This is a genomic window from Erwinia psidii, assembly GCF_003846135.1.
Lineage (GTDB): Bacteria > Pseudomonadota > Gammaproteobacteria > Enterobacterales > Enterobacteriaceae > Erwinia > Erwinia psidii.
The window spans coordinates 99,150-123,213 of sequence record NZ_RHHM01000010.1 but is presented as its reverse complement, the minus strand read 5'-3'; the positions used below and the strand labels follow the sequence as shown (position 1 = coordinate 123,213).

At 49.9% G+C, this 24,064-nt stretch carries 21 protein-coding genes and 1 pseudogene; 7 read left to right on the top strand and 15 right to left on the bottom strand.

Annotated elements, in window-relative coordinates:
* Window positions 1–387 precede the first annotated feature (387 nt).
* On the top strand, window positions 388–1,881 hold the full coding sequence (locus EB241_RS13830; RefSeq protein WP_124233720.1) for a DASS family sodium-coupled anion symporter: 1,494 nt from the start codon (window positions 388–390) through the stop codon (window positions 1,879–1,881).
* A gap of 39 nt (window positions 1,882–1,920) precedes the next feature.
* Here EB241_RS13830 and EB241_RS13825 read toward each other — a convergent pair whose 3' ends face one another.
* Complete coding sequence (locus EB241_RS13825) at window positions 1,921–3,102, bottom strand: type VI secretion system ImpA family N-terminal domain-containing protein (protein ID WP_124233719.1); 1,182 nt, start codon at window positions 3,100–3,102, stop codon at window positions 1,921–1,923.
* A 540-nt stretch (window positions 3,103–3,642) separates the two neighbouring features.
* Here EB241_RS13825 and treA point away from each other — a divergent pair.
* Both treA and EB241_RS13815 read left to right on the top strand, forming a co-directional pair.
* Window positions 3,643–5,310, top strand: a complete 1,668-nt coding sequence (treA, locus tag EB241_RS13820) for an alpha,alpha-trehalase TreA (protein WP_124233718.1) — start codon at window positions 3,643–3,645, stop codon at window positions 5,308–5,310.
* A 208-nt stretch (window positions 5,311–5,518) separates the two neighbouring features.
* Entirely contained in the window at window positions 5,519–7,636 is a 2,118-nt protein-coding gene (locus tag EB241_RS13815) for a TonB-dependent siderophore receptor (protein WP_124233717.1), read from the top strand.
* A 93-nt stretch (window positions 7,637–7,729) separates the two neighbouring features.
* Here the strand turns inward: EB241_RS13815 and EB241_RS13810 are convergent, their stop codons facing one another.
* The 5 genes from EB241_RS13810 to EB241_RS13790 all read right to left on the bottom strand — a co-directional run bounded on the left by EB241_RS13810 (window position 7,730) and on the right by EB241_RS13790 (window position 13,488).
* Window positions 7,730–8,743, bottom strand: a complete 1,014-nt coding sequence (locus EB241_RS13810) for a fimbrial protein (protein WP_124233716.1) — start codon at window positions 8,741–8,743, stop codon at window positions 7,730–7,732.
* Complete coding sequence (locus EB241_RS13805) at window positions 8,743–11,274, bottom strand: fimbria/pilus outer membrane usher protein (RefSeq protein ID WP_124233715.1); 2,532 nt, start codon at window positions 11,272–11,274, stop codon at window positions 8,743–8,745. The genes EB241_RS13810 and EB241_RS13805 overlap by 1 nt, the downstream gene beginning before the upstream one ends.
* Before the next feature lie 24 nt (window positions 11,275–11,298).
* Entirely contained in the window at window positions 11,299–11,997 is a 699-nt protein-coding gene (locus EB241_RS13800; RefSeq protein ID WP_124233714.1) for a fimbrial biogenesis chaperone, read from the bottom strand.
* 49 nt (window positions 11,998–12,046) lie between these two features.
* Complete coding sequence (locus EB241_RS13795) at window positions 12,047–12,646, bottom strand: fimbrial protein (protein WP_124233713.1); 600 nt, start codon at window positions 12,644–12,646, stop codon at window positions 12,047–12,049.
* 593 nt (window positions 12,647–13,239) lie between these two features.
* Window positions 13,240–13,488 (bottom strand): GlsB/YeaQ/YmgE family stress response membrane protein, encoded by a 249-nt coding sequence (locus tag EB241_RS13790; RefSeq protein ID WP_124233712.1) that lies wholly within the window; start codon window positions 13,486–13,488, stop codon window positions 13,240–13,242.
* Window positions 13,489–13,661: 173 nt separating this feature from the next.
* Here EB241_RS13790 and EB241_RS13785 point away from each other — a divergent pair, with 173 nt between their 5' ends.
* On the top strand, window positions 13,662–14,399 hold the full coding sequence (locus tag EB241_RS13785) for a flagellar brake protein (RefSeq protein WP_124233711.1): 738 nt from the start codon (window positions 13,662–13,664) through the stop codon (window positions 14,397–14,399).
* Window positions 14,400–14,544: 145 nt separating this feature from the next.
* Here EB241_RS13785 and emtA read toward each other — a convergent pair whose 3' ends face one another.
* A complete protein-coding gene (gene emtA / locus EB241_RS13780; RefSeq protein WP_407644279.1) occupies window positions 14,545–15,180 on the bottom strand; it encodes a membrane-bound lytic murein transglycosylase EmtA in 636 nt (211 codons plus the stop codon).
* Window positions 15,181–15,463: 283 nt separating this feature from the next.
* Between emtA and ldcA the strand changes: the two genes are divergently transcribed.
* Window positions 15,464–16,387 carry a muramoyltetrapeptide carboxypeptidase gene (ldcA, locus tag EB241_RS13775; protein ID WP_124233710.1) on the top strand — a complete coding sequence of 308 codons (924 nt, stop codon included), beginning with the start codon at window positions 15,464–15,466 and terminating at the stop codon, window positions 16,385–16,387.
* A 47-nt stretch (window positions 16,388–16,434) separates the two neighbouring features.
* Here the strand turns inward: ldcA and EB241_RS13770 are convergent, their stop codons facing one another.
* Together EB241_RS13770 and EB241_RS13765 are read right to left on the bottom strand one after the other, a co-directional pair.
* Complete coding sequence (locus EB241_RS13770) at window positions 16,435–16,842, bottom strand: hypothetical protein (protein ID WP_124233709.1); 408 nt, start codon at window positions 16,840–16,842, stop codon at window positions 16,435–16,437.
* Between the two features lie 96 nt (window positions 16,843–16,938).
* A complete protein-coding gene (locus EB241_RS13765; RefSeq protein WP_233592611.1) occupies window positions 16,939–17,166 on the bottom strand; it encodes a YgdI/YgdR family lipoprotein in 228 nt (75 codons plus the stop codon).
* A 108-nt stretch (window positions 17,167–17,274) separates the two neighbouring features.
* Between EB241_RS13765 and EB241_RS13760 the strand changes: the two genes are divergently transcribed.
* Entirely contained in the window at window positions 17,275–17,520 is a 246-nt protein-coding gene (locus EB241_RS13760) for a DinI-like family protein (protein ID WP_124233708.1), read from the top strand.
* A 324-nt stretch (window positions 17,521–17,844) separates the two neighbouring features.
* Here EB241_RS13760 and EB241_RS13755 read toward each other — a convergent pair whose 3' ends face one another.
* The 4 genes from EB241_RS13755 to EB241_RS13740 form a co-directional block, all read right to left on the bottom strand.
* Window positions 17,845–18,045: a hypothetical protein gene (locus EB241_RS13755; RefSeq protein ID WP_124233707.1), complete on the bottom strand. Its 201-nt coding sequence runs from the start codon at window positions 18,043–18,045 to the stop codon at window positions 17,845–17,847.
* Between the two features lie 345 nt (window positions 18,046–18,390).
* Window positions 18,391–20,142, bottom strand: coding sequence for an amylovoran biosynthesis protein AmsF (locus EB241_RS13750; protein WP_124233706.1), 1,752 nt, complete (start codon window positions 20,140–20,142; stop codon window positions 18,391–18,393).
* Between the two features lie 147 nt (window positions 20,143–20,289).
* Window positions 20,290–20,649, bottom strand: coding sequence for a DUF7940 domain-containing protein (locus EB241_RS13745; RefSeq protein ID WP_124233705.1), 360 nt, complete (start codon window positions 20,647–20,649; stop codon window positions 20,290–20,292).
* Window positions 20,646–21,113 (bottom strand): glycoside hydrolase family protein, encoded by a 468-nt coding sequence (locus EB241_RS13740; protein WP_124233704.1) that lies wholly within the window; start codon window positions 21,111–21,113, stop codon window positions 20,646–20,648. The genes EB241_RS13745 and EB241_RS13740 overlap by 4 nt, the downstream gene beginning before the upstream one ends.
* Window positions 21,114–21,397: 284 nt before the next feature.
* Here EB241_RS13740 and EB241_RS13735 point away from each other — a divergent pair, with 284 nt between their 5' ends.
* Window positions 21,398–22,087, top strand: a complete 690-nt coding sequence (locus EB241_RS13735) for an XRE family transcriptional regulator (RefSeq protein ID WP_124233703.1) — start codon at window positions 21,398–21,400, stop codon at window positions 22,085–22,087.
* 727 nt (window positions 22,088–22,814) lie between these two features.
* On the opposite strand, the pseudogene EB241_RS22050 reads toward EB241_RS13735, so the two are convergent.
* Together EB241_RS22050 and EB241_RS21540 are read right to left on the bottom strand one after the other, a co-directional pair.
* Window positions 22,815–23,138 (bottom strand): annotated as a pseudogene (locus tag EB241_RS22050) (phage tail tip fiber protein); the annotation flags it as partial.
* 211 nt (window positions 23,139–23,349) lie between these two features.
* Window positions 23,350–23,559, bottom strand: coding sequence for a hypothetical protein (locus EB241_RS21540; RefSeq protein WP_124233701.1), 210 nt, complete (start codon window positions 23,557–23,559; stop codon window positions 23,350–23,352).
* Window positions 23,560–24,064 lie beyond the last annotated feature (505 nt).

The following is a 24,064-nucleotide window of genomic DNA, read 5'->3' as shown; positions in this document are numbered from 1 at the left end:
TTGCCTGTGTTAATTCCTGACTCGCTGAAAGCCACACTAAAACGTGGCCAGAAAATGTCCTGTTTTTATTCTGAAAAACGGCTTTTCCTTATTTTCGCTACCGGCACAGCATCTGTTTTTATGTAAAAAATTAAGCAGGTTAATTTATTTTGCTGCCATTTTTAAACAGAGTGAAAATAACCATGCCGGTTGCACGGCACAATCCAGTGCCAGTGTTGGCTGGCGTAATTACCCCCATGCTGGCCCCAAAAAGCACGATGAAACCATCGCCCTGAGACGCCACTCCGGGCGAAAGTAGCGGCGGACGGTGCCCCGACAGGACCCACTCCCCGCCCTGGCTTTTCACCGCGTTATTAACTGGTCAGGAAACAATGGAATCAATTTGCGATGAGTGAATCCCAGAGTGCGGCTCCTGCTCCGGCGAGCCAGATGAAACACCTGATAATGCTGTTACTGCCCGTGGTGGTGACCATTCTGCTGTTACTGTTGCCAGTTCCCGCCGGGCTGGAACCCTATGCGTGGCACTTTTTTGCCGTGTTTGTCGGGGTGATTATCGGCCTGATTTTTGAACCACTACCGGGCGCGGTTATCGGTCTGACCGGGGTGGTTGCGATTGCGCTGTTCAGCCAGTGGTTACTGTTCAGTCCGACGGAGATGGCAAATCCCCGGTTTAACATACCCACGGAGGCGTTTAAATGGGCGGTGAGTGGCTTCGGTAATTCAACGGTATGGCTGATTTTTGGTGCTTTCATGTTTGCAGCCGGTTATGACAAAACCCGGTTTGGTCGCAGACTGGCATTAATTCTGGTGAAATATCTCGGGCGACGCAGCCTTACGCTGGGCTATGCCATCACCTTTGCCGACCTGCTGTTAGCACCGTTCACGCCCTCCAATACCGCACGCAGCGGCGGCACCATCTATCCTGTTATCGCTAATTTACCGCCGCTGTATGGCTCCAAACCTGACGACCCCAGCGCCCGTAAAATCGGCTCTTATCTGATGTGGGTCGCCATCACCGCCGCCTGTATCACCAGCTCCATGTTTTTATCGGCACTGGCACCAAACCTGTTGGCGCTGGCACTGGTTAAAAGCATTACCGGATTTGAGATAACCTGGGGAACATGGTTTCTCGCCTTTCTGCCGCTTGGTCTGCTGCTGATCCTCACCATGCCTTTGCTGGCATACTGGTTCTATCCACCGGAAGTGAAGGTCAACGATGAAGTGCCACGCTGGGCCAGCAGCGAACTGGAAAAACTGGGGAAACTGTCGCGCAATGAAATTCTGCTGTTGGTTTTTGTCTGTGCGGCACTGCTGATGTGGATTTTTGCGGCCAGCTGGATTGAACCCGCCATGGCCGCGCTGTTGGTGGTTGTGCTGATGCTGTGGACTGGCGTACTGAGCTGGAATGATATCACCAGCAATAAGCCAGCATGGAATACCTTTGCCTGGTTTGCCACCCTGGTGGCACTGGCCGATGGCCTTGCCAGGGTTGGCTTCATTGCCTGGTTGGGTAAAGAAGGGAGCCAGCTCTTGCAGGGCTACGATCCACAGGTTTCTGCCGTGGTACTGTTGATAGCTTTTTTCCTGCTGCACTATCTGTTTGCCAGCACAACGGCACATACCACCGCGTTACTGCCTGCCACACTGACCATTGCCGCATCAATTCCGGGTATCAATATGCCGGTATTTTGTCTGATGATGGTCACTTCGCTCGGCGTAATGGGCATTATCACTCCCTACGGTACTGGCCCCAGTCCTATTTACTATGGCAGTGGATATTTGCCAACCAAAGATTACTGGCGGCTGGGGACTATTTTTGGCGCAATCTTTCTCGGCGGTATGATGCTGATTGCCTATCCGTGGATGGTAATGATGTTCTGAACCCTGTGCATTACGTCACAGACGTGGAGATGCGCACTTTTATACCTCGTCATCGTGCTGATCCTCTCGCAGGATCAGCGCGTAACGTGCAAGCAGCTGCTTTAGCCGTAATTCAATTTTTCCGCGCAATACCGGTGAGGTGTTATTCTTTGCCAGCTTACGCAGTAGCTCTTCTGTGGGTATCAGCTCCTGAACCGGTTGCTGGATGGTCACCACTCTTGCCTTTACTTCAGGCAGTATCACGCACTGCGGATTCGCCTGTTCCATCGCGTCAAGTTCTTCGTTGAGCTTTTGCAGGCGATATCGCGCTGTCTGCCACAACTGCATCTGCTCCTCCGGTAAGGCCATTGCCGCCGCGCTCTGCTGCCAGCTGACATCCGGTCTGAACTGCTGCGGGGTGATCTGCTGAGCAAGCATGGTCATTCGCTGCGCCCTGCCGGGCACAGGCTGCATCAGTTCACAGGCCCATATCACCATTGTGCCAAACAGCACCATCGCAATCATCCCGGCAATGAAACCTCGACTGCGCTCCCAGAAACTCAACGAAACATTGAGCGCCGTTGACGAGGTGAGATCGCGTGGGACGTAGATCAGCGGCGTGTATACATCGGCAGTATGGGAAGGAGGAACAGTTCCGTCGCCTTTTGCCTCATCGTTTTGCTGAAAATCGCGGCGGTCCATCGGCAATTCATGTCCGGGGGGCGCATACCGGCCAATCAAATCACTCACCTGGACTTTAAGCCAGTCAAGCTGTGACAGATGTTTTTGCGCCAGCCTTTCCAGGGTGTCGACATTCTCATCAAGCTGGGATTTTAGCCTGAGCAGCAGAGGAAGATCCTGCTGGCTGAAGTTCAGGGAACGGATCAATTGCTGAATACCGGTACTCAGCCAGGTGACAATCGCCAGCCGGGCAGACAGAGGATGAGGCCACAGCGTAGGCCATTGATACTTCATCATCGCCGTGACGATTTCAAGGCCCTCACACAGCCCCGCCAGACCGGCGCGCCATGCCCTTGCCATGGTGTACCATGCGACGCTTTGCAAATCCATGCCATTACATCGGAACAACGCGATTGACAGTTCCTCCACCCGCTGCCAGTCAATATCTTTGAGGGTGGAATGACTTATTTTTGCTGTTTCACGACGAAGCTCGATAAATTCCGCTACGGCGCGGGGATCGCTTCCCGTATGCAGGATATTTTGTGTTGGTGTGGTCATCATTCAAGTCCTTTTAGGTGATAAACCAATTATATTTTTATCGATACTATCTTCTGCCTGATAAAAACTCAGTCATTGTTTTTTCTAATTTAAATTATTTTTCACCTTATCAGTAAAATAAAAATTTATTATAAACTTCAGGGCTACCAATCACTAAAAAAATCGTAATGATGCTGACATAAAGGCACCAATAATTAAAATAAACAGAAAAGTAACGTGACGTAATAACACCAGGTAATTGGTTTTATTAATTATCAAAACTGAAGAGATTAAATATTAAAAGCCCCCCCCTGAGGCCGGAACAACAGCTGTGCCCTGTTGTTCACCGGGCATATTGGTAAGGTATTCAAAAACGTTTCTGCTTATTAGCAGGCTATCTGGCAATTTTCCATCTGAGATTAACCTCGTTCTGCTGCCGATCTCTGAAAACCCTGGCGGCTTCACACTTCCCGCTGTCCTGGTCACGTTCTGTAAAAAATCGTCTAAAGTTTTTTTACGGTCAATAAGTTACGGATCGCTGAATCCGTTCAGGGAGAATAACCAATGCAAAGAGTCGAAAAACATCAATGGAAAACCGCGCTGGTGCTACCCTTGCTGGTTGCGGCGCTGGCCCAGACTGGCTATGCCACAGCGGCGGATATCCCCCAGCGGATGCTGACGGCTTCACCACAACCGCCCGATATTCTCTTCGGGCCACTGTTTCAGGAAGTACAGGTGGCCAAAATCTTTTCCGATCAGAAAACGTTTGCTGATGCCGTTGCCAAAAGCAATCCTTCCCTGATCGTTGCCGACTGGCAAATGCAAAAAAGCCAGCATGGTTTTGATCTGAAGCGTTTTGTGGCGGCTAATTTTATTCTGCCCGGCGACGGAAAAGCATATCAGCCGCCCGCCGGACAAAGTTTGCGTCAGCATATCAACGGGCTTTGGCCTGTGTTGACCCGTACCGCCCATCAGGCCAGTTCGTGGGATTCGCTGCTGACGCTGCCTGCACCCTATGTGGTACCCGGTGGCCGCTTCCGCGAGGTCTATTACTGGGACAGCTACTTCACTATGCTTGGCCTGGCAGAAAGCGGACACTGGGATCGCGTAGAGAATATGGTGAATAATTTCGCTTTTTTACTGGATAAATATGGCCATATTCCCAATGGCAACCGCAGCTATTACCTCAGCCGTTCACAGCCACCGTTTTTCAGCATGATGGTCGATCTGCTGGCACAGCATCAGGGGGATGAAGTTTACCGTCGCTATCTGCCAGAACTTCGGAAAGAGTACGATTACTGGATGGCTGGCGCTGACGCGCTGAAACCTGGTGAGGCCAGCCAGCGTGCAGTGCGACTGAAGAATGGCACCGTCCTTAACCGTTTCTGGGACGCCCGTGACGTACCACGCACCGAATCCTGGATGGACGATATCGCCACCATGCAGAAAGCGGGCGGACGTAACAAAAACGAACTGTACCGCGATCTGCGTGCCGGTGCCGCCTCCGGCTGGGATTTCAGCTCCCGCTGGTTTGCAAGGCCCGGAGAAATAGCCACCATTCAGACTACCCGTATTCTTCCGGTTGACCTCAACTCACTGCTTTTCCACCTTGAAATGACGCTGGCCCATGCTACTCATCTGACTAAAGATGAGCAGGCCAGCCAGCATTTCACGCAGCTGGCAACAAAGCGTCAGCAGGCCATTAACCGTTATATGTGGGATGAAAAACAGGGCTGGTATGCCGATTATGGCTGGCAGAGTGGCACGGTACGCCCACAGCTGACCGCCGCCACGCTGTTCCCACTCTGGCTGAAAGTGGCAACGCCGCAGCAGGCGGATAAAACGGCTTCTGCCGTGGAAAAACAGCTGCTGAAAGAAGGCGGTTTGGTAACCACCACGGTTAACAATGGCCAGCAGTGGGATGCGCCAAACGGCTGGGCGCCGCTACAGTGGGCCGCCGTCGAGGGGCTGAACAACTACGGCAAACAGGCGCTGGCAAAAGAGATCGGTATACGCTTTCTTAATAACGTACAGGCCACTTACGATAAACAGCACAAGCTGGTGGAAAAATATGTGGTGGACGGTAAAGGGCTGGGCGGCGGTGGCGGCGGAGAGTATCCGTTACAGGATGGTTTTGGCTGGACCAATGGCGTAACGCTGAAGCTGATGGATCTTTACTGCCCTGAAAATGTTGTTTGCAATAACGTCAGCGATATCACCAAAAAGCAGTAGCACAACGTGGCACGAAAGTGCCACGTGTTAAATCCATGTCATTAACAGGTAATTGATATGTAAATCATTACTTGAATCTTCGAATACAAAAGTTAATAATTCTCATTGAGATTATCATTAATCTTTACATTATTATCACTACGCCTCTTTCCACTTCTGTCGGCGTAGGCCAATTCTACCGGCCACACATTTTGTAAGGTAACTGACAATGAGAATGCCGTTTACTCTGAAGCGTTCTGCCCTGCTTTGTTCCATCGCACTGATTTCTCCGGTTCTCTCTTTCGCAGCGGATAACATGATTGTTACCGCACAACCCGATGAAACAGCGACCACACCGACCACCGGTTACAACGCCAAAACCAGCACAGGCGCAATGAAAACCGATCGGCCTTTGATTACTACCGCACAGTCTGTCTCCGTGGTAACCCGCCAGCAGATGGAGGACCAGGGCGCGTTGGATGTCAATCAGGCGCTGAATTACACCGCTGGCGCTTTCACTAATTTCGCCGGGGCTGCCAGCCGCTACGATACCGTTTCACTGCGTGGTTTTCATGGCGGTGACGTGGACAATATTTTCCTCGATGGCCTGCGTCTGATGAGCGATCCAGGCAGCTACAATGTGTTGCAGGTGGATCCATGGTTTCTCGACCGCATCGACGTGATTAAAGGCCCGTCCTCTGCCCTGTATGGTCAGACCGTACCTGGCGGCCTGGTGATGGAAAGCGCCAAACGACCGCAGTTTATTCAGGAAGGCCACTTCCGTGCCTCAACCGGGACCAACAGTACCAACAGCGTGGCGTTTGACTATACCAATGCGATTAACGATCAATGGGCGTTTCGCCTGACCGGAATTACCCGTAACAGTAACACCCAGTACGATCACACAAGGGAAGAGAAATATGCTATCTCCCCTTCCCTGCTGTGGCAGCCAGACGAAGATACCTCTCTTCTGCTGCGGGCTTATTTACAGAAAGATCCCTCCGGCGGCTATCACAGTTCGGTTCCCGGTGACGGCAGCATCACCGAACACAATGGCCGCAAGTTGAGCAGCGGTTTTTACGATGGTGACAGTTCACTGGATCAGTTCAAGCGACGCGAACAGATTTACAGCTATCAATTTTCACACCGTTTCAATGACACCTGGGCTTTTCGCTCCACCGCCAGCTACTCACATTCCGATGTTGATTTGGATCAGGTCTATCAGATTGGCTGGGACAGCAGTAACCCGGACCTGCTGAATCGCTACTACTCCGGTTCACGTTCATCGCTGGATGCGTTCGCCCTTGACAACCAGCTGGAAGCCGACTTTGCCACCGGTGACGTTAATCATAAGATGGTGCTGGGTGCTGAATATCATCAGTACAAAAACGCCCTGAGCGATGCCGGTGACTATGCCAGCCAACTCAATGCCCTGACCGGTGAAGCGGTGGGCACGCAACGAAGCTACACGTTCTATAATTCACAACGTCGTTACTCTCAGGCTGGTGTCTATTTACAGGATGAAATGCAGTGGCAGAAATGGCATTTCAACGTGTCTGGCCGATATGATCGTCTTGTCTCACAGACGGATAATTATGACTATGGCACCAAATACCGTCGACAGGATGACCACGTTAGCGGCCGCGCCGCACTGCTCTATGCCTTTGATAATGGCATTTCACCTTATGTCAGCTACAGTCAGGCCATTACGCCTCAATCCCTGTCTGGTGCGGATGGTAATCTGCTGAAGCCCACCACCTCTGAACAGTATGAAACCGGGGTGAAATATCAGCCGCACGGTACTTCTGACCTCTATTCGCTGGCAGTGTACGATTTGACGCAAAAAGATGTGGGCAACCGCGTTGTGGTCGGGTCCTACTATGAGCCTGCAGGAAAAGTACATTCTCAGGGTATTGAGCTGGAAGCCCATAATCAGCTGACACCGCGTCTGAGTACCGTTGCCAGCTACACCCTTAACCATGTACGTTTTAAAGATGCCGTTGACGGTAATGACGGGCATACGCCTTATGTCACACCGGACTCAATGGCGTCCGCGTGGGCGAAGTATCAGTTTGATTATGGGATAAGTGTTGGCGCCGGTGTGCGCTACATCGGCAAACAGTGGGCCGATAACGAAAATACCACCCGTTTGCCTTCTGCCACCCTGTTTGATGCCTCGGTTCGCGCCGATCTGGGCGCATGGAACAGCAGCCTGAAAGGCGCCTTTGTGCAGCTGAACGCCAATAACCTGACCGACCGTGATTACGTGTCGGCCTGCTACGGTACTGGCTTCTGCTACTGGGGGGCTGAACGTACTCTTATCGCCACCGTTGGTTATGATTTTTAATTTGATCGGTCGGTAAGTAAGCCGCCCGTGGCAGAACAACGCACGGGCGATTACCGTTTGCTTTCGCACCGGGTGAGCGCTTATATGCGCTTTTTATTCATAGTAAACATAAAAAATCACTGAGGATTCAACCGTACCCGGCGTGACCGTGTTCGCCACCTGGTAATAACGTGCGACAAACGGCAGGCGGGTCAGCCCCTGTTGCAGTGGAAAAGAATGGTAAGATCCATCGGTGTGGATGTTCTCACCATTGAACATCAGCTGGATACCCACCCCGCTGGCGGCATTGCTTCCCTCTTCGAGAGCAATCACCGAATTTGCCTCATCAAGGAATCCTGAAACAGGTTGAAAAGCGATATCAATCTTTTTTTCCACTCCGTAGCATTTCTGTAGATCGATATAAAAAGGCACATTCGCTCCGCGAGTGCCAATACCCCTAAACGTTGATGTCGACACGGTTCCCATGGATACGACGGGGTTCGATTCAATAGTGCAGCCGCCGCTTTCAATGATGACATTGCCTGAAATATAGATCGTATATAACTGGCCAATCGCCACGCGATTCTCATCGGCTTCATCAACGCCGATAGATTGTGTGATGTTCCCGGCATTCTTGTATACCAGAGGCAATGAGGTTCTGACCACATAGAACTTATCCGTCAGGGTCGTCAAACCACGTCTGACCAGTCCCCTTCTTACTTTGCCTGCACCGATTAGTGCGCCACTCAGGCAAGACCAGCCATTCGAGCCTGAATTTCTTTGGATCCAGACCAGTCCCAGACCTGTCCCTTCCAGAGCAAATCCGCTGTCAACGATGGCACAGCTTATCCCCTCCGGCGTCATAAACGTTTCCCCCGTCGATCCCCAGACAAAATCAGGATCGCCCGGTTGCAGATAGGTAGAGACATCAGCGTCGCAGGTCACCTGAATATCTCTCTGTGACATGCTAACGATGTCACCGGTGGTGCTCTGCACTGGCACATAGATAGTGCCAAGCTCTATGGTATGAGCATCCACGGCTGAAGTGCAATAACCCGTCGCCAGCGCTGACCCGGAGTAGCAAAACACTGACAGGACAAAGAACGTGAACGCTAATTTTTTTTTCATTACTGACACTCCAGACTGGCGATGAGCAGGCCGCCCGATGTCCTGATGCCCGGACCACGTGTATCAAAATCAGCTTTACAGGATTTGCCGTCAGAGAGCGCTGCGGTGAGTACCGTTTTATCCGGCACGCCAGAAATAAACACCTGCCCATGTTCATCGGCAATGCCACTACTTTGACCGGCACTGACAACCGTGCCAAAAGGCAAAGGTTTACCCGCGTGCTGTAACCTGATGAAGAGACGATAACCAATCAGGGTCTGATAATCGGTCAGAACCAGCGCTTCACGAACCGGTACGGCACTGTGGGAAGGGTTAAGCAGGTCAACATTGTCAGAAAGCGTGCCCGTATCCAGACTGATTTCATTCTCACGGTAAGGCGTTAAAGTGGGAACCACGGCATAGCCACGACTGTCGGTGGCCACACCAGAACGGTTAAGCACTCTGACATCCTGTGCTCCCGGTGCGCGCACAAGGGCGTAGCTGCTACCCTCAGGCAGTGACTGAGCGAGCGTAATCCCGTAAGGATGGACCACCATCGAACCATTCACGCCCCACGTTAGCCGCTCATTTTGCCCATAAAAATTACTGTATCCGGCATTATAAGTGCCCTTATCACCCTGCCAGCTAAGTGACAGCGCGGTACCGTCACTGGTCTGGTTGCCGCTCTGCCGGGAACGGCTTTGCGCCAGTGAGTAAGAGAGGTTATTTTTCCCCAGCGTGCTGCCACTGAGCATGGTGGTCATGCTGGTCAGACCATTTGAGGAATGCGTGATGCGGTTACTCTGACGCAATGAGGTATTCTCACCACCCAGCCATCTGCCCAGAGGCAGGCTGATGCTTGCAGAGGTAACATTGTCCAGTTGTCGGCTTCGTGAAGACCGATTCTGGCTCTGGCTCAGACCAACTGCAATGCCATTGAAGTTTTTACTCCAGTTACCGGCAACCGATCGCGACGTGGGGCTATGCCTGCCGCGATATTGCTGTTGCCAGGCAGACAGGGATAGCGAGCCAAGCTGCCCCGCATTCTGGCTCATTGATATCTGGATCCTGTTTTTTATCTGGTTGCCGCTGTAACCCTGGGAAAAATAATTTTCGCTGGCCTCATCAAAGCTGTAGTACCCACCCGTGGAATACCGATAGCCGGCGACAGCGACATTGGTTCCGGTGGAATCGAAATTTTTGCTGTAGCGCAGGCGTAAAGATTGCCCTTTCTGCTGATTCTCATTAACAAATGTCGTCACGGCATGTGTGATATCCAGCGATAGCGCCCCTAAATCTCCCAGCCCCTGCCCTACGCCCAGTAATCCACTCTGGTAGTTGTCGGCTAAAATCGCACCGCCGTATAACGACGTGTTGCCGGAGATGCCATGCAACACCTCGCCCTGCCAGAAACGCTGAGTTTTGCCGGATGAGCGGGCAGATCCGGGGCTGTACTGCCCAAACGTGGTGGAAAAGCGGGTGACGCCGTTGCGGACTGAAACCGGCGGAGAGGCAAATGCCTGAGTAAATTCCCGAACGGTGCCATCTTCTTCGTGGACCCGTATCTGTAAGTCACCTGACGTTGAAGTGGCATACAAATCGTTGATCACAAAACTACCGGGCGTCACAAAGGTCTGATAAAGCAAATTACCATTTTGCAAGACTTCCACCATTGCATTACTCAGTGCAATACCCCGGATTTCTGGCGCGTAGCCCCTCATGCTGTCAGGGCGCATTTCGTCCTGAGAGGATAAAGACACACCATGGTAACTCATACTGTCAAAAACCAGCCCTGGCGTGATGGCTTCACCGACGGTCAGACGGGATTGCAGCCCCGGCAGATCGCGTTCAATCCAGGTCTGCATACTGTTCCATGATGTTCCTGCCGTATTGCTGTGTGCCAGATAACTGTAATTACGAATTCGCCATGCTCCCAGGTTAATCCCGTTACGCAGGTTCAGATACTGCATCCAGATGCTTCCCATACCCTCCCCGCGATATTTCGTTTGAGAACCGGTATAGCTGTATGATGAGAACAGCATTGGCAACCCATTCTCCCAGCGTGCGGGCGGAATATAACCACGGTGGCTGTTATCCATCACCGCCTGAGGGAAAGTGATGTTAAGCTGCTGCTGTTCGAAATCAAAAGATTCACGAAAGTCGGTAATATAGTCACCTGGATGGTTAAGCGGCTCATCATCGGATAAAGAAGAGAGTGCGGGGATGGCGGACAGCTTCACTCCCCATGTGCGCAACAGTGCCGGCGTCAGCATGGCACAGAGTTGATTTCCGCAGGGAAGAAAATGTAGCTTTTGCTTGCCAATATTGGTCATATTCACCCTCACACTGACGTCATATTCTCCCGGTAGCTGGGCATCCACGCTGGCCAGTCTGGAAAGGTCTGCCTGTTCCCGTTGCTGCTGATTAAGTCTGAGAGATTGCGTATTGAAATATAATTCGGCTCTGACGGAAACCGAACCACTCAAAAACAAAACAATGGCCGGCACGGCAATACGCCGTAGCCTGTACCATTGATTAGGCAATAGAGTCATATTAAATAAACGTATTCAGGATGTTTAAATATTGATGCTTTTCGCCGGAGAAAGACCGCCGTAATCATCAATAATGCTGAAAGTGACTGAACGAGGTGTTTTTATCTTCGTCTCTATCTTTTTCTCTGAATACGGCATAACCAGACCGGGCTTATCGATACTTTCATCGTTAATTTTCAGCCGGGTTAAGGTCACCACATAAGGTGTGGGATTGGCAACGGTAATATAATATTGTCCGCCGGAAATTTGCTGCTTATCCCATACACTGCCCGCTGCTCTGGCAGTTAACCCCTGAGGACGATAGATTAACTTAATAATATTTTGTGTCGACACGGTCATCCGGGTTGGATTAACCTGTTTTTCCACTGCCGGTATGGCACGAACATTCAGCAAAAATACACTTTCCCGATCCTGAGGTAACGCGTTTGCGGCATCTGGTAAATTAACCACGCGTACCACCGTTGACTTATTTTGCAGAAGTTTAAAGACCGGTGGTGTGGTGATAAAGGGAATATCTTCTGTTTTTTGCTCCAGATCTGATACCCAGGATTGAATCAAATAGGGGGTATTCTCTGAACCATTGGATAATGGTACCGTAGCTTCTCTGTTCCCCGCGGGATAAATCAACCGGGTTGCGCCCAAAGTTAATCCACCGGCATAAGAAAAAAATGAAGCGGCAAGTAACATGATACAGAATGATATTTTGGGGCTGTACAATTTCATGATTAGGTTACCAGTTTAATGCCGCACATTCAGGCGATGAGGCAGAACGTCAGGATTCTGTGTAATTGATGGTGAAAGTAACGTCTGTATCAATATCACCGGTTACCGTTCCCGTGCCGCTTGCCCTGACCAGATAGGCCCGAAATCCAGCCGTTGCGGAAGGGACCTGATCTTCACCATCATTAATATTAAGCACATTCAGTCCTGTGTTTGCCGTAGCAATACCGGGACGGTAGATCGTTGAAGTTGCGTCGGCGTCTTCAATTTGTATACCCACGCCCGTCACCTGAGTGGCAAAAAGGTCTCCGCTGGCTGAACTCACCGACTCGCCATTGAACGTAATGGTAGGTGCTGACGAGACCGCACAGTCAGTTAATACAATAGAAAAAGGCACGGCGGTTGTGGAATTACCTACCGCTGCCAGCGTTTTACTACTGACCACACCGAAATTGACAGTCCCCGCGCGTCCTGACGTTCCGGCAGTGGAGTCGACGGAACAGGCTGACGCAGAAACGGTGCCAATAAAATGAATAGTGCCATCGTCGTTAGCGCCAGAGGTAAAAACGGTTCCGATCCCGGCCAGCATAATAAGCGTGATTAGCGTTTTTCTTTGCAGCATATTTAAGCCCTGTTGATAAATTAAGTGCATATCGCACACCAGGATTTAATTCTACGAAATAAAATCGCCCTCAGAAAGCGGCAAGTATAAATATCAGATAAACGGATCGCGAGATTATAATTAACCACACTAATTCATAATAATAATGATTGATTCTTATATCAAAAAATCAACATCAGCACAATTTCCTCGGTCAATTCATGCATCATAACTGATAATTATATTTATAACTAACAATCATAATAAACGCAATTAACAAAGAGACATTCCTCATTTTAACTGACAGTACCCATCTTGAGTAAGATTAAAAAATGGACCTTATTTTTAGCATAAAAGACATTATTATTAAATGATTTCAGTGCCAGATAATTATCATAACAACCGACATATTATCCCTTTTAATAACATCCAAACCACCATCCTAATGACAGCTGTAAATAAAGCACGGCTGCAAACGCCGCTGCTAATGCTTCAGAACCGTGATAGGAGTATGGAAGACAATTATTGATAATAAATAAGATTATGCACATTTTTATCAAAGCAAAAATCCCGACCAGATGGCCGGGATTTGCCGTAACGAAAATGGAAACCTCGTCAACTTCAGTGCATCCATTACGCCTCGGTCAGCTTCTGACTTTACGATAGATCCAAAGCACAACGATGGCACCAATGATCGCCACCACAAAACTGCCAAAGTTGAAACCATCGACCCGACCAAAGCCAAAGAAAGTGCTGATCCAGCCTCCCACCACGGCCCCGACAATGCCGAGGATCACCGTGATAATAAAACCACCGCCATCACGGCCCGGCATAATCCATTTTGCAATAATCCCTGCAATCAAACCGAAGATAATCCATGACAAAATACCCATTTACTGCCCCTTTGTTCTGATTATTGAAACGCTCTAAGTATAAGCCAGGATCCTGAAACTTTGATGTAAATCCAGACTTTTTTCACCACAGACTAAAGGCCGTCGCGGTCGTGCCGATACTCTCACCTGATAGCACAGACAGCAGGTTTTTTGACATTCAGCGGGAGTTATAAGTGAAACAAGAAGAAAAAGAGAAGTATCTGAAACGGGGTCCGCTGGCCGTACTGGCTGTGTTAAAAAACCTGCTGAAAAATCAGACCCCACTGCTGGTTTCGTACGCCCGTGGGCAGTTTATCACCAAACTGCTGGCTGCCGATCGCGATGGAATTGTAATTGATTACAGCAGTAACGATTACGATAACCAGCTAGTGCTGGAAGCAGATGAGCTTTACCTGCTGGCCGAGACGTATGGGGCAAAAGTTGAATTCGCTCTCGGCTCGCCACAGCCGGGTAGCCATCAGGGGCTCCCCGCCTTTTTTGCTGACCTGCCAGAGTTGCTCTGGATGATACAGCGCCGTGAGTTTTTCCGCGTCACCGCCCCACTTAACCCCATTTTCTACTGCTATGTACAGTGGCCCGATGGCACAGGTGAAGGCCGGATGCGCCTGCAGGATCTCTCTCTCGGTGGACTGGCGGTGCTGGGGGATTCAGCTCTGCCGGAAGGCCTGAAAGGTGGAGAACAATTCAGAAAGCTGCGGGTGGAACTGGGCGAATATGGTCGCTTTGAGGTGGATGCAAAGCTTATTAACATCGGCAAGCGCAGCGTGGTTAGCACGAAAAATGAAACCGTGGTCACCCCCCGCCTGAGCTTCCGCTTTGAGAAACTGAACACAGGACAGGAACGACAGTTACAGCAGGTGATCTTTCAGCTGGAGCAACTGGCGCGCGACAAGGCTAACCGTTTTCAGTAAGCGCGCTTCAGGTATCATCACTCGGCCTGGCTCTTGCAGAAAACAGGCGCTGTGCTAATCAGGTTCCCTGAGTGTTCAGAGAACCGCAGAATATCCTTAACCTGGGCCGGTACTGACTACTGGCCGTGAGGAAAAGTCTGCAAGATCAGATAGTGCGGTAAGCGGTGGTGACTTTCCACAAATAACGTGGTGCCTGAGCAGCCGGGTGTTTATTCTGCACATGCTGATAAAATTCATCCGGCGACATGGCGTTGATCATCGCAATTGCACGGTCCCTGTCGGAAGAAAAGGTTCTCAACAGCGCCCCGGCACCATTGGCATAAGAAACGATGGTGGCATAGCGCAGGGTTTCCGGGTTGCGAATGCCTGCCAGCGAACGATCCTGCAAAATTTTCAGGTAAGCGGTGCCGATATCAATATTTTTCACCGGATCGCGCAGTTCTGAACTGCTCGGCTGACCGCGACGCCCTGTCGCCCGATAGACTTCACGCCCTGCCGTGGAAGCTTTAATCTGCATCAATCCAATGGCATTCGATTTGCTGACTACCGTTGGATTGCCGCCCGATTCGACCGAAATAATGGCATCAATCAGCTTCTGGTCAACGCCATAGTTATGGGCCGCATCCTCAGTGAACAGTGACCAGGCCTGTGCCACTTTTTCAGGTGGTGCTTTGGTTAATGGTGTTTGCTGCTGCTGGATAATCGTCTGCTTATGTGGCTCACTGGCACACCCCGCCAGCAGCAACACGCCCAGCAGTGCAACCTTATTCACGCTTCTCACGCTATATTCTTCCTCTGAGCTTTAACCCCGAATGTTATCTTAGCGGCTGTCTGAGTTATGAAAATTACCGTCAATCTGAATTTAAAGGCAAACGCAGATGACTTTAGTCCGACTTTTCGTCATTATCACGTTCACCGGACCGTCAGTGACACAAAAGGGTCCACCAGACCTGCATAAAAATCACACAATCTGCCATAAAAGGCGACTTTTTTATTTACGCGCGGCTTAAATTCATTGAGAAATGGTCATTTTTTGCGCAGCATTAAAGGTAAAAGTGAATATTATGTCCGTTATTCCCCGCTCTTTTCATCTGATTGCGCCTTCCGGCTATTGTCATAATCAGCAAGCCGCGTCGCTTGCCGTCGAACGGCTTCGGTCACAGGGTCATCAGGTAGAAAATACCGCGGTTATCACTCGCCGCGAACAGCGCTTTGCTGGCAGTGACAGCGAACGTCTGGCGGATCTGCATCAGTTAATCCAGCCTGACTGCCAGCCGGATATCGTGCTGGCGGTTCGCGGGGGTTATGGTGCCGGTCGCCTGCTTCCCCATTTTAATGCACACGCCGTGGCGGCACGGCTGAAAGCTGCTCCGCTGGCGATATGCGGCCACAGCGACTTCACGGTACTGCAAATGGCCCTGTTACAGCAGGGGGCTATTACCTTTAGCGGCCCGATGCTGGCCGGTAATTTTGGTGCCGAAAAACTGTCTGACTTTACCATTAAACACTTCTGGCACGCCCTGACCTCGCCGGAATTTACCCTGGAATGGGCAGCCGACACGCAGCAGACCATCGATCTTGATGGCACGATTTGGGGAGGTAATCTCACGATGCTGGCGTCGCTGGCAGGCACCCCGTGGATGCCAGATATCAGTGATGGGATTCTGGTGATTGAAGATGTAAATGAACATCCGTTCCGGGTTGAACGAATGCTGTTGCAGCTGGCACAGGCAGGCGTGCTGGCGCGGCAAAAAGCCATCATAACCGGGAGTTTTACCGGAGCAACACTGACTGAGTATGATCATGGCTACGATTTCGACAGCGTTTGGACGCTGATTGGTCAGCTCACCGAGCTGCCACTGGTTACCGGTCTGAAATTTGGTCATCACTGGCATACCGTAACGTTACCGCTGGGCGCACACGCCAGATTACAGGTCAATATGGGTCACAGCACCCTGACGCTCTCCGGGCATCCGACGTTACCATAATGTGCTGACAGCCCGCAGGGTGTGGTTCAGTGGCAAAAAGCGCTGCTTCAGGATGTCACCCTGGGCGAATCATCAGTATGTTGCAGCGTCACGGTGCTGTTCTCACGTTCCCCGCTACGACTGCACTCAACCAGTTTCTGACCTCCGCTCCAGGAAAACCACGTCTGACGATTGGTTTCGTTCACCATCATCTGGTCGCCATTGCGAAACAGGGTAATCGCCACCTTTACTCCGTCGCTGGTGTGAGATTGTTGCGACCCGACGGCGATCTGAAAATTGTCTCCTGCCCACATGACCGTGGTCAGCCCGAACTGGGCATTGGTAACGGTCATGGTCGGACGACCGGGGCAGTTAATTTGATATTCGGTATTCAACACCGGCGGCGTGGTTTGTGATCCACAGGCTGCAAATGTGATGCAGGCCAGCAGAACACCGGTGACGGCAGTCGGCATCATGGGCAAAAATCTCCGGGCTTTCTCTCTGATTTGATTGATATTCAGATGATCCTGCCGCCGTTATGCCTCCGGGACAATCAGACTGAACCTGGAGTGTCAGTTTTTAAGATTGCTTATATCTTTTATATCCGCCTTGCTCACCGCCTGCTGCGTGCCGTTTTCGTCGGTATAGATAACCATACCGCTGGCTTTGTCAGTATGTGGTTTACCCTGTACCACCACGGTATTACCGTTTTTCATATGCATGATATGGTTGTCGGCGCAGCCCGTTAACCCTGTGCCAGCCAAGGTTATCAATGCAATTATCAGTCTGCTTTTCATCATTACTTCTCCTGGTTATAAGTTGAGTACACAGTGTAACCCAATAAAAAATGATTGAAGGCCATTATGAATAACTGTATTTTTATACAGATAAAATAAAAGGACCCCGATATGTTTGTTGAACTGATTTACGATAAACGCAACGTTGCCGGATTGCCAAATGCGCAACAGCTTATCCATCGTGAACTGGAAAAGCGAATAACGCGCGTTTTTCCCGATGCGCTGGTGAAAGTCAAGCCAATGCAGGCTAACAGCGTGAAGACAGACGCGAGTAAAAGTGACAAATCTGTCATGCTGAGGTTGATTGAAGAGATGTTTGATGAAAGCGATCAGTGGCTGACAGCAGAAGAATTCTGAACCGTTTCAGAAAATACACGCATTTTATTTCAAAAAATTTGCCCAGGCTTTGCATTTCGCAGCCATTGTGCGAGGCTCACTTATCAAGTTCCCTGGTGTTAGCCCGTATTATCGTTTTTGCGGGCATTTTTTTACTCAGGCTGTGCGCATCAAAAAGCAGTGAGACGTTATCCCATCTGTACTTCAGACATGTAGCAGCATCCCGGTTCAGTACAGTCAGCCCCCAACCTGTTAAATATCCTCCCCACACGTGCATCAGCATTGTTTAATCGCCATGGCGGATGGTGCAGAGCCGCCGGGGCTGTAGCAGTTATGCGACAGCGGCTATTTTCTGGCTTTTTCGCTGATTTCAGTACACAGCAGTTCGTAAACCGTCGCCGCATGATCGGCGCTGTCCCGCAGCAGCTGAACGGCATCTTCCAGCGTATGAGGCGTTATCTGGCCAATCATACGCCATCCTAAGGCGATGTTTTTTGCTTCTTCCAGTCGGTCGGGGTGATTCCCAGCGGACGCAGCTTCTGACACGGCATTCTCCTGATTTGCATTTATGGCCCATTTTACGGACCAACGACTTAGCATCTCAACCCTGATCTTATCAGTCGCTACTGTTTGATATCTTTAATCATATTCGACCAAATAATCATCAGGTATACGACATAATCGGCCAGCTAAACGTACAGTACAGCGTAATAAAGAATGTTACCTTACCTCTTTTCATACCGGCTTCCTTACTTAATTTGTTAAAAAATCACTCTTTTTCCTGTAACAGGATAAATCTGTCATCGGCGTCACCTCAGTAAAAGGTGGATTTTTACGCCGTGCGATACAAAAAAACCGCCCTGTACGGGCGGTCAATAGTCACTGGATCCTTCAGGTATAATATGGAAATTTACGATCCGTGCCGTTAACATTAAGGGTGATATATCCTGATGGCACAGTGCCTGAAGGGGCCACGGCCTCGCTGGTTGCCAGAGTGACTACGCCCTTTTCATTTGCCCCCAAACCGGCAATGCCGTTATGAAAACTCAGCCGGGCATTAGGCGTCGAAGTACCGATAGTCGTTTCATCGCTCACTTCTGACAGGTCGGGTGAAAAGAGAGAACAGGACCCGGCATCAAAACGGGTCGGTCCGGTTGACCTGACGTTAAACATGGTGTCACCACTTCCCGCTTTCAACTTCACCCACACTTCAACAATATCTGAGTAACTGGGCTTATACTTCACATCCACCACGGCGCTCAGACCACGATGAAACATATCGGCAGCCACCGCACTGGCACAGCGTTGCAGATTAAGATAAGTCACACCGGAAGAAACCGCCTGTAACGGGTTAGCAGCGACCCCTGATGGACTGGCCGTGGACAGTTTGCTGATGATTTCCAGTGTCCACTGCTGGTTTACCTTGGGAAAGGTGAATTTACCGATGCGGAACCATTTATCCGCTGTTGAGCTGTTGCTCAGCCTGAAGCCACTGTACCAGCCCGCTTTCATTGAACCCGTCATCACCGTGCCAAAATTCTCGTCACGACGCCAGCCACGTTCATAGCCGGAAAGCCAACTATCGGCAGTCGAGTCATTAGTTACCGTTGAACCCGCCTGAAGATTAAGCTGGCGAATCAGTACCCGGCTGTTATTCATTGACAGGGCATTATCACAGTCTTCCACGCTGAGTGCGTCAACTATCCACTGGCCGTTACTCAGATCGCCGGGAAAGCGGGTGTGCTCTATCCAGACATTCCGAATAACCCCCTGCGTCAGACGGGGCATCATCAGCGTTGCATCGCCATAGCCATACTGAAAATTGGCGTTGGATAACTCAATTGCCGTGGCATGATCCCAGACGCCATTGGGAGAGTTTGACCAGTTGACATCAAAAACCCGTGCATAGGTGTTCTGGGTATAAATCTGATTGAAACGCGTATCCAGTGTGTCCAACAGCTTAATGACAGTGCCACCATTGTATTGCGCACGGAAACAGTGGACATGCACAAATTCTCCCTCGATGGTGATATTTTCAAAGAATGGCTGAACATTCGACAGCATGTCAGCGGTAATCGCACCGGTATTGGTTGTGGTGTCGGCAGACGCCTGACCGTTCCAGGCTATTCCCTGAATAACACTGCGCCGGGCATTCACTTTGAATACCGTATTGGCAGATTTATCAGAGATGATGGTTGTGCGCGGCAACACGCCATAAGGAGAATCATCGCCATAGAGTGCAAAACAGGGAATTTCACTGGCGCTCAAATCCATCGGAAAAATAAGGAATTTACCGGCCGGAAAGCGGACACCAATATCTTTGGCAATGCTGTCATAGCTCTGTGACCACGTAAGCATTCGTTTGAACGCATCGCTGTCATCGGTCGTTCCATCCCCCCTGGCACCAAAATGATAAAGATTAACCTGGTCGGTATCATTGATGATGCGTTTCCAGTAAAAGCCACTGCCTTTCGCGATGGTGCCGCTGTCATCAGCCAGCGTGGGCGTACCGAGGAAACCAACAAAGTCGCCCCCACCATGAAAACTGGAATCTTTATCGTAGTAGCGTTTGAGGGCAGCGATATCCCCCGCTTTGGTTGGTACGGTGGTTCTCAAATCAGCAAAGCAATTTACTTCGATCATGATGACCTCCAGATGGATAGCAGGTGATGCGATTAGCCCTTGTGGGCTTGTTATGACAAAGCGAATGCAAAACGCTCTGAAAGGGAAAAATTCTCTACAACCATTTGGCATCCGTGTACGGGCAGACTGCCGCGACATGATTACGCTTTACTGGCGGCTCAGGTTGGCGGGCTGTTCCAGTTGTTGCCGCTGTTCTGCCAGGGCTGGCTGCCGGATAAACTGTGCGATCACGGCCATAGCCACCATAAATGCACCGATCATGCCGAGATAATGTTGCGGAATAATCGCTTTCACATCCGCAGGAAGCAGTTGCCAGGCACGCATGGCTGAATCAGGAAACGACCCTACCCAGGCACCGAGCGCGGAACCCAGTGAAGCCAGCCATACCGACCATGTTTTAAACAGCAGATTTGCGTGTCGCACAAATTCAAGTGCACTGTATCGTCTGACCAACATCAAAACGATAATGGCCAACAGAATTGCACCGAGATAAAAAATAAATTTCATAGCAACCCCCGATAAGTGTCCCAGCAGCCATTGCGCATTACCGCAGCATGACGTTTTGCTCTTTCCGGCGTCTGTTTTGCCCACAGACTGTTAAGCATATTGTCAGCCGCAGAAGAAAAATCCCCCCGGCTGACGGCAGCCAACATTTGCCGGAACGCTACCAGGCCATCAACCCCAAGCTGGTAAGCCATGCTGTACAGAATGTCGGTGCGAGGCTGGTTACACTGCGTCAGCGCTTCCACCAGCAGAGGCTTTTGTTTCATATCATAAATTTTGCTCATCACCAGCGTCTGCATCCACAGCTCACCAACCACGGCAGGCATACGAAAGATATAACTGGTCAGCGGAGCACCTTTCGGTCCGATTTTGATGCCGCACCCTACGGTGGGATAGCCCTGCGTGTCGATAAAGGGCACATCACGATAACCTTCTTCAAATTTCAACAGCGCAACGATTTGACTCATAGCATCCTCTCCACGTGGCAGGCGGTAGGTAAACCCGCTGAGACTGACTGATATCAGGATGTGACGCCCGGAGACGAACACCTGACCAGAACGAACAGCACAAAATCGCAAAATATGCGTATACTCATTCAGCTATTTCATGATGCTGAATAACCTGAACACCAGTACGTCAGCATCCACTGAAGCAGGAACGACATTTAATGCGTATTACGCATATTAGTAATCATAATCAAAAACCGCAAGGAAGTTTTGTGCATTACGCATAACAGAGGTGTAACAACCCAATGAAACCTGGAGAACGTATCAGACAGCTTCGTAAAGCGAAGCACCTGACTTTAAATGAACTCGCGCTGCTGGTTGACAGCGACGTGGGTAATCTTTCACGCCTTGAGCGTGGCAGGCAGGGTTACAGTGACAATCTGCTACAAAAAATTGCCGATGCACTCTCAGTACCAATTTCTGAGCTATTCTCATCAGGAGAACCCAGTGATACTGTAAATCCATACAGTGCCAGTTCATTAACCGGGATGGGGAGAGATGATGTGTTTCGTGTTGATCTTCTTGATGTTTCAGCCAGTGCAGGTCAGGGCTCTCCGGCCAGGGAAATGGTTCAGGTTATACGTTCCATAGAATATGTCCGTAAAGAAGCCAGCATAATTTTTGGCAATAAACCTGAAGGCAGCGTTAAGTTGATTAACGTGAGGGGGGACAGCATGGAGGGGACTATCGAACCAGGCGATCTGATTTTCGTCGATGTAAATGTGTCATTTTTCGATGGCGATGGCATTTATGTTTTCGATTTCAATGGCGATATGTTTGTAAAAAGATTGCAAAAAGTGAAGTCAGAGCTGCTGGTGATTTCAGATAATCCCCGCTACAGAGAGTGGTCAATTTCAGAAGATGAGATGGCAATGTTGCATGTTGCTGGCAGAGTGATCCTGAGTCAGTCCCAGCAGTGTCGTCGTCACGGATAGCATCAGGGAAGCTCTTCCCGGTGCCTGGGGCATCGGGCCTTTCATCTACAAATGCCCGGCAGAGTGGTGCTGGCACTAACTTTTGGCAGCAAACTGGCGATATCGTAAATATCATTTAAAAATACGCTGATATTAAATAACGGTTCCTGATAGCGCTAACCTGAACAAACTGGTTATAAATCGACCGATTTGTTCAAGTGAATGTAATGCCCTGGTATGCCTGCATTTCATGCCAGTCATGAGCAACGCCTTATTTGGCAAGGCCAGATACAAAGTGAAGCACAACCAGGAACACTTATTTAATATAATACCCAAAAAGAATAAGTTATATTGAGAGTAAACAACGGCACCACACTGCGCCGGAATAATGGCTTTCTTACCCGCCACAGTCTCATTAAGGTAATCTGCCGTACCTGCGTTGCCAGTCGGGCTGACGATATTGATCCCCCTGAGTACCCGCGTTTCATTGGTCAGAATGCATTTACCGGTACTGTCATTTATCTGAATACCCCATGCAGGTACCGTTTGCACTACTGCACCAAAAACATAGATGGTCCCGCTCACCGTTGGGCTACTGAATGCCCCGACTTCCAGACCATGTGTGCCTGATACGGCCTGCTGACAGGCCCAGCCATCAGACTGGTCGAACCTGACAAAATACAGATATGGCGTCCCGGTTGACGCATCAAGAGATATTCTCTGACCGTTGCCTGAATTCAGCGTTGCATCAGCTGAGTTTCCCCATTCTTACACGCAATACGCCATTCGCATCGTAAACACTGATTGTGGTGTTGGTCATTGTCATTCGCCCAGTGCTGTCAGAGCCGTTATTTTCAAAGTTACCCGCCTTGTCCCAGCGCCATCCAACAGAACCGGCCACATAGTTATTGGACTGGATATAGCTCCCGATCATCGCATTGGTGATCCACCCATCCCCAATAAACGTCTGATTGATAAATGTCTGCCCGTCCTTAACGACGAATGGCGAATAGATATTTCCACCCGTTCCGCTGACGATAACAAACTGGTTAGCATTGATGGCTACGCGGGTATCGTTTTGATGTAAGTAAGAGAGTCAGCGTTACCTAACTTAAAACTGGATGGATAACCAGTATTTTTCATGGGTAGCATGGGCCTGATCTGATAGGCTCATTCTCGCTTGTCGACTAAGCGGTGGGCCGTGGTTCGCCCGTGGCCTCTCAAATGGGTGAATGGCAGGTCGGATGCTACCAACATCCACCAGCCGCCCATTTCACAGCATGTTACCGCGAATATTCGCAGCGTCTGAATTGGTTACCCTCCCCTGACTTGTCTTCCGCAAGCCCCGCCATTGGCAGCTGCGTCAGTATTAACTGACAACACGGCATAGCCATGCCCGTTATCCGGGAAATATCGCCTGGGGTTGTCCATTCAGAAGGAAGGAAGTGCAGGACTGCTTCTGCGTTCTCTGTTACAGGTGTCTGTTTTAACATGGTTATTCCCGTATCTCGTCAAGTGACACACAAATAACTCTGACTCATTAAACCAGCAACTTTTATCTGACCACAGAAAGCAAAAAAGCCCCGTCAGAGACGAGGTTTATAATTTTCAGTGTCGCACACATACGATGTTCACTATCTGGGTAGAACACGCCAGTTTTATGCAAAAGCAACTCATTTCAGAAAGTTTATAAGTTTTTGGTTGAAATGATTTGATGTAAGGTAAGGCTAATGAATTGGATGATTATTGGTAAGAAAAATGAACAATATCAAGATAGAAGAAGACCTGGCTAACAATGGATTTACTGGCAAAGACCTGGCTGAAATGCGTAAGAGACTTACTGAATACGGTAAACGTATCCAGCATTAATAAAAGCTTTGCACACTCAGTTCATTTTCATTATGGCAATAATTGTTTTTTTTATGGGTGTATGGGCGTACATAATTATTTTTGAAGACAAAGGTTCAATCATTACTTATTCAATCACCATGATGGTGG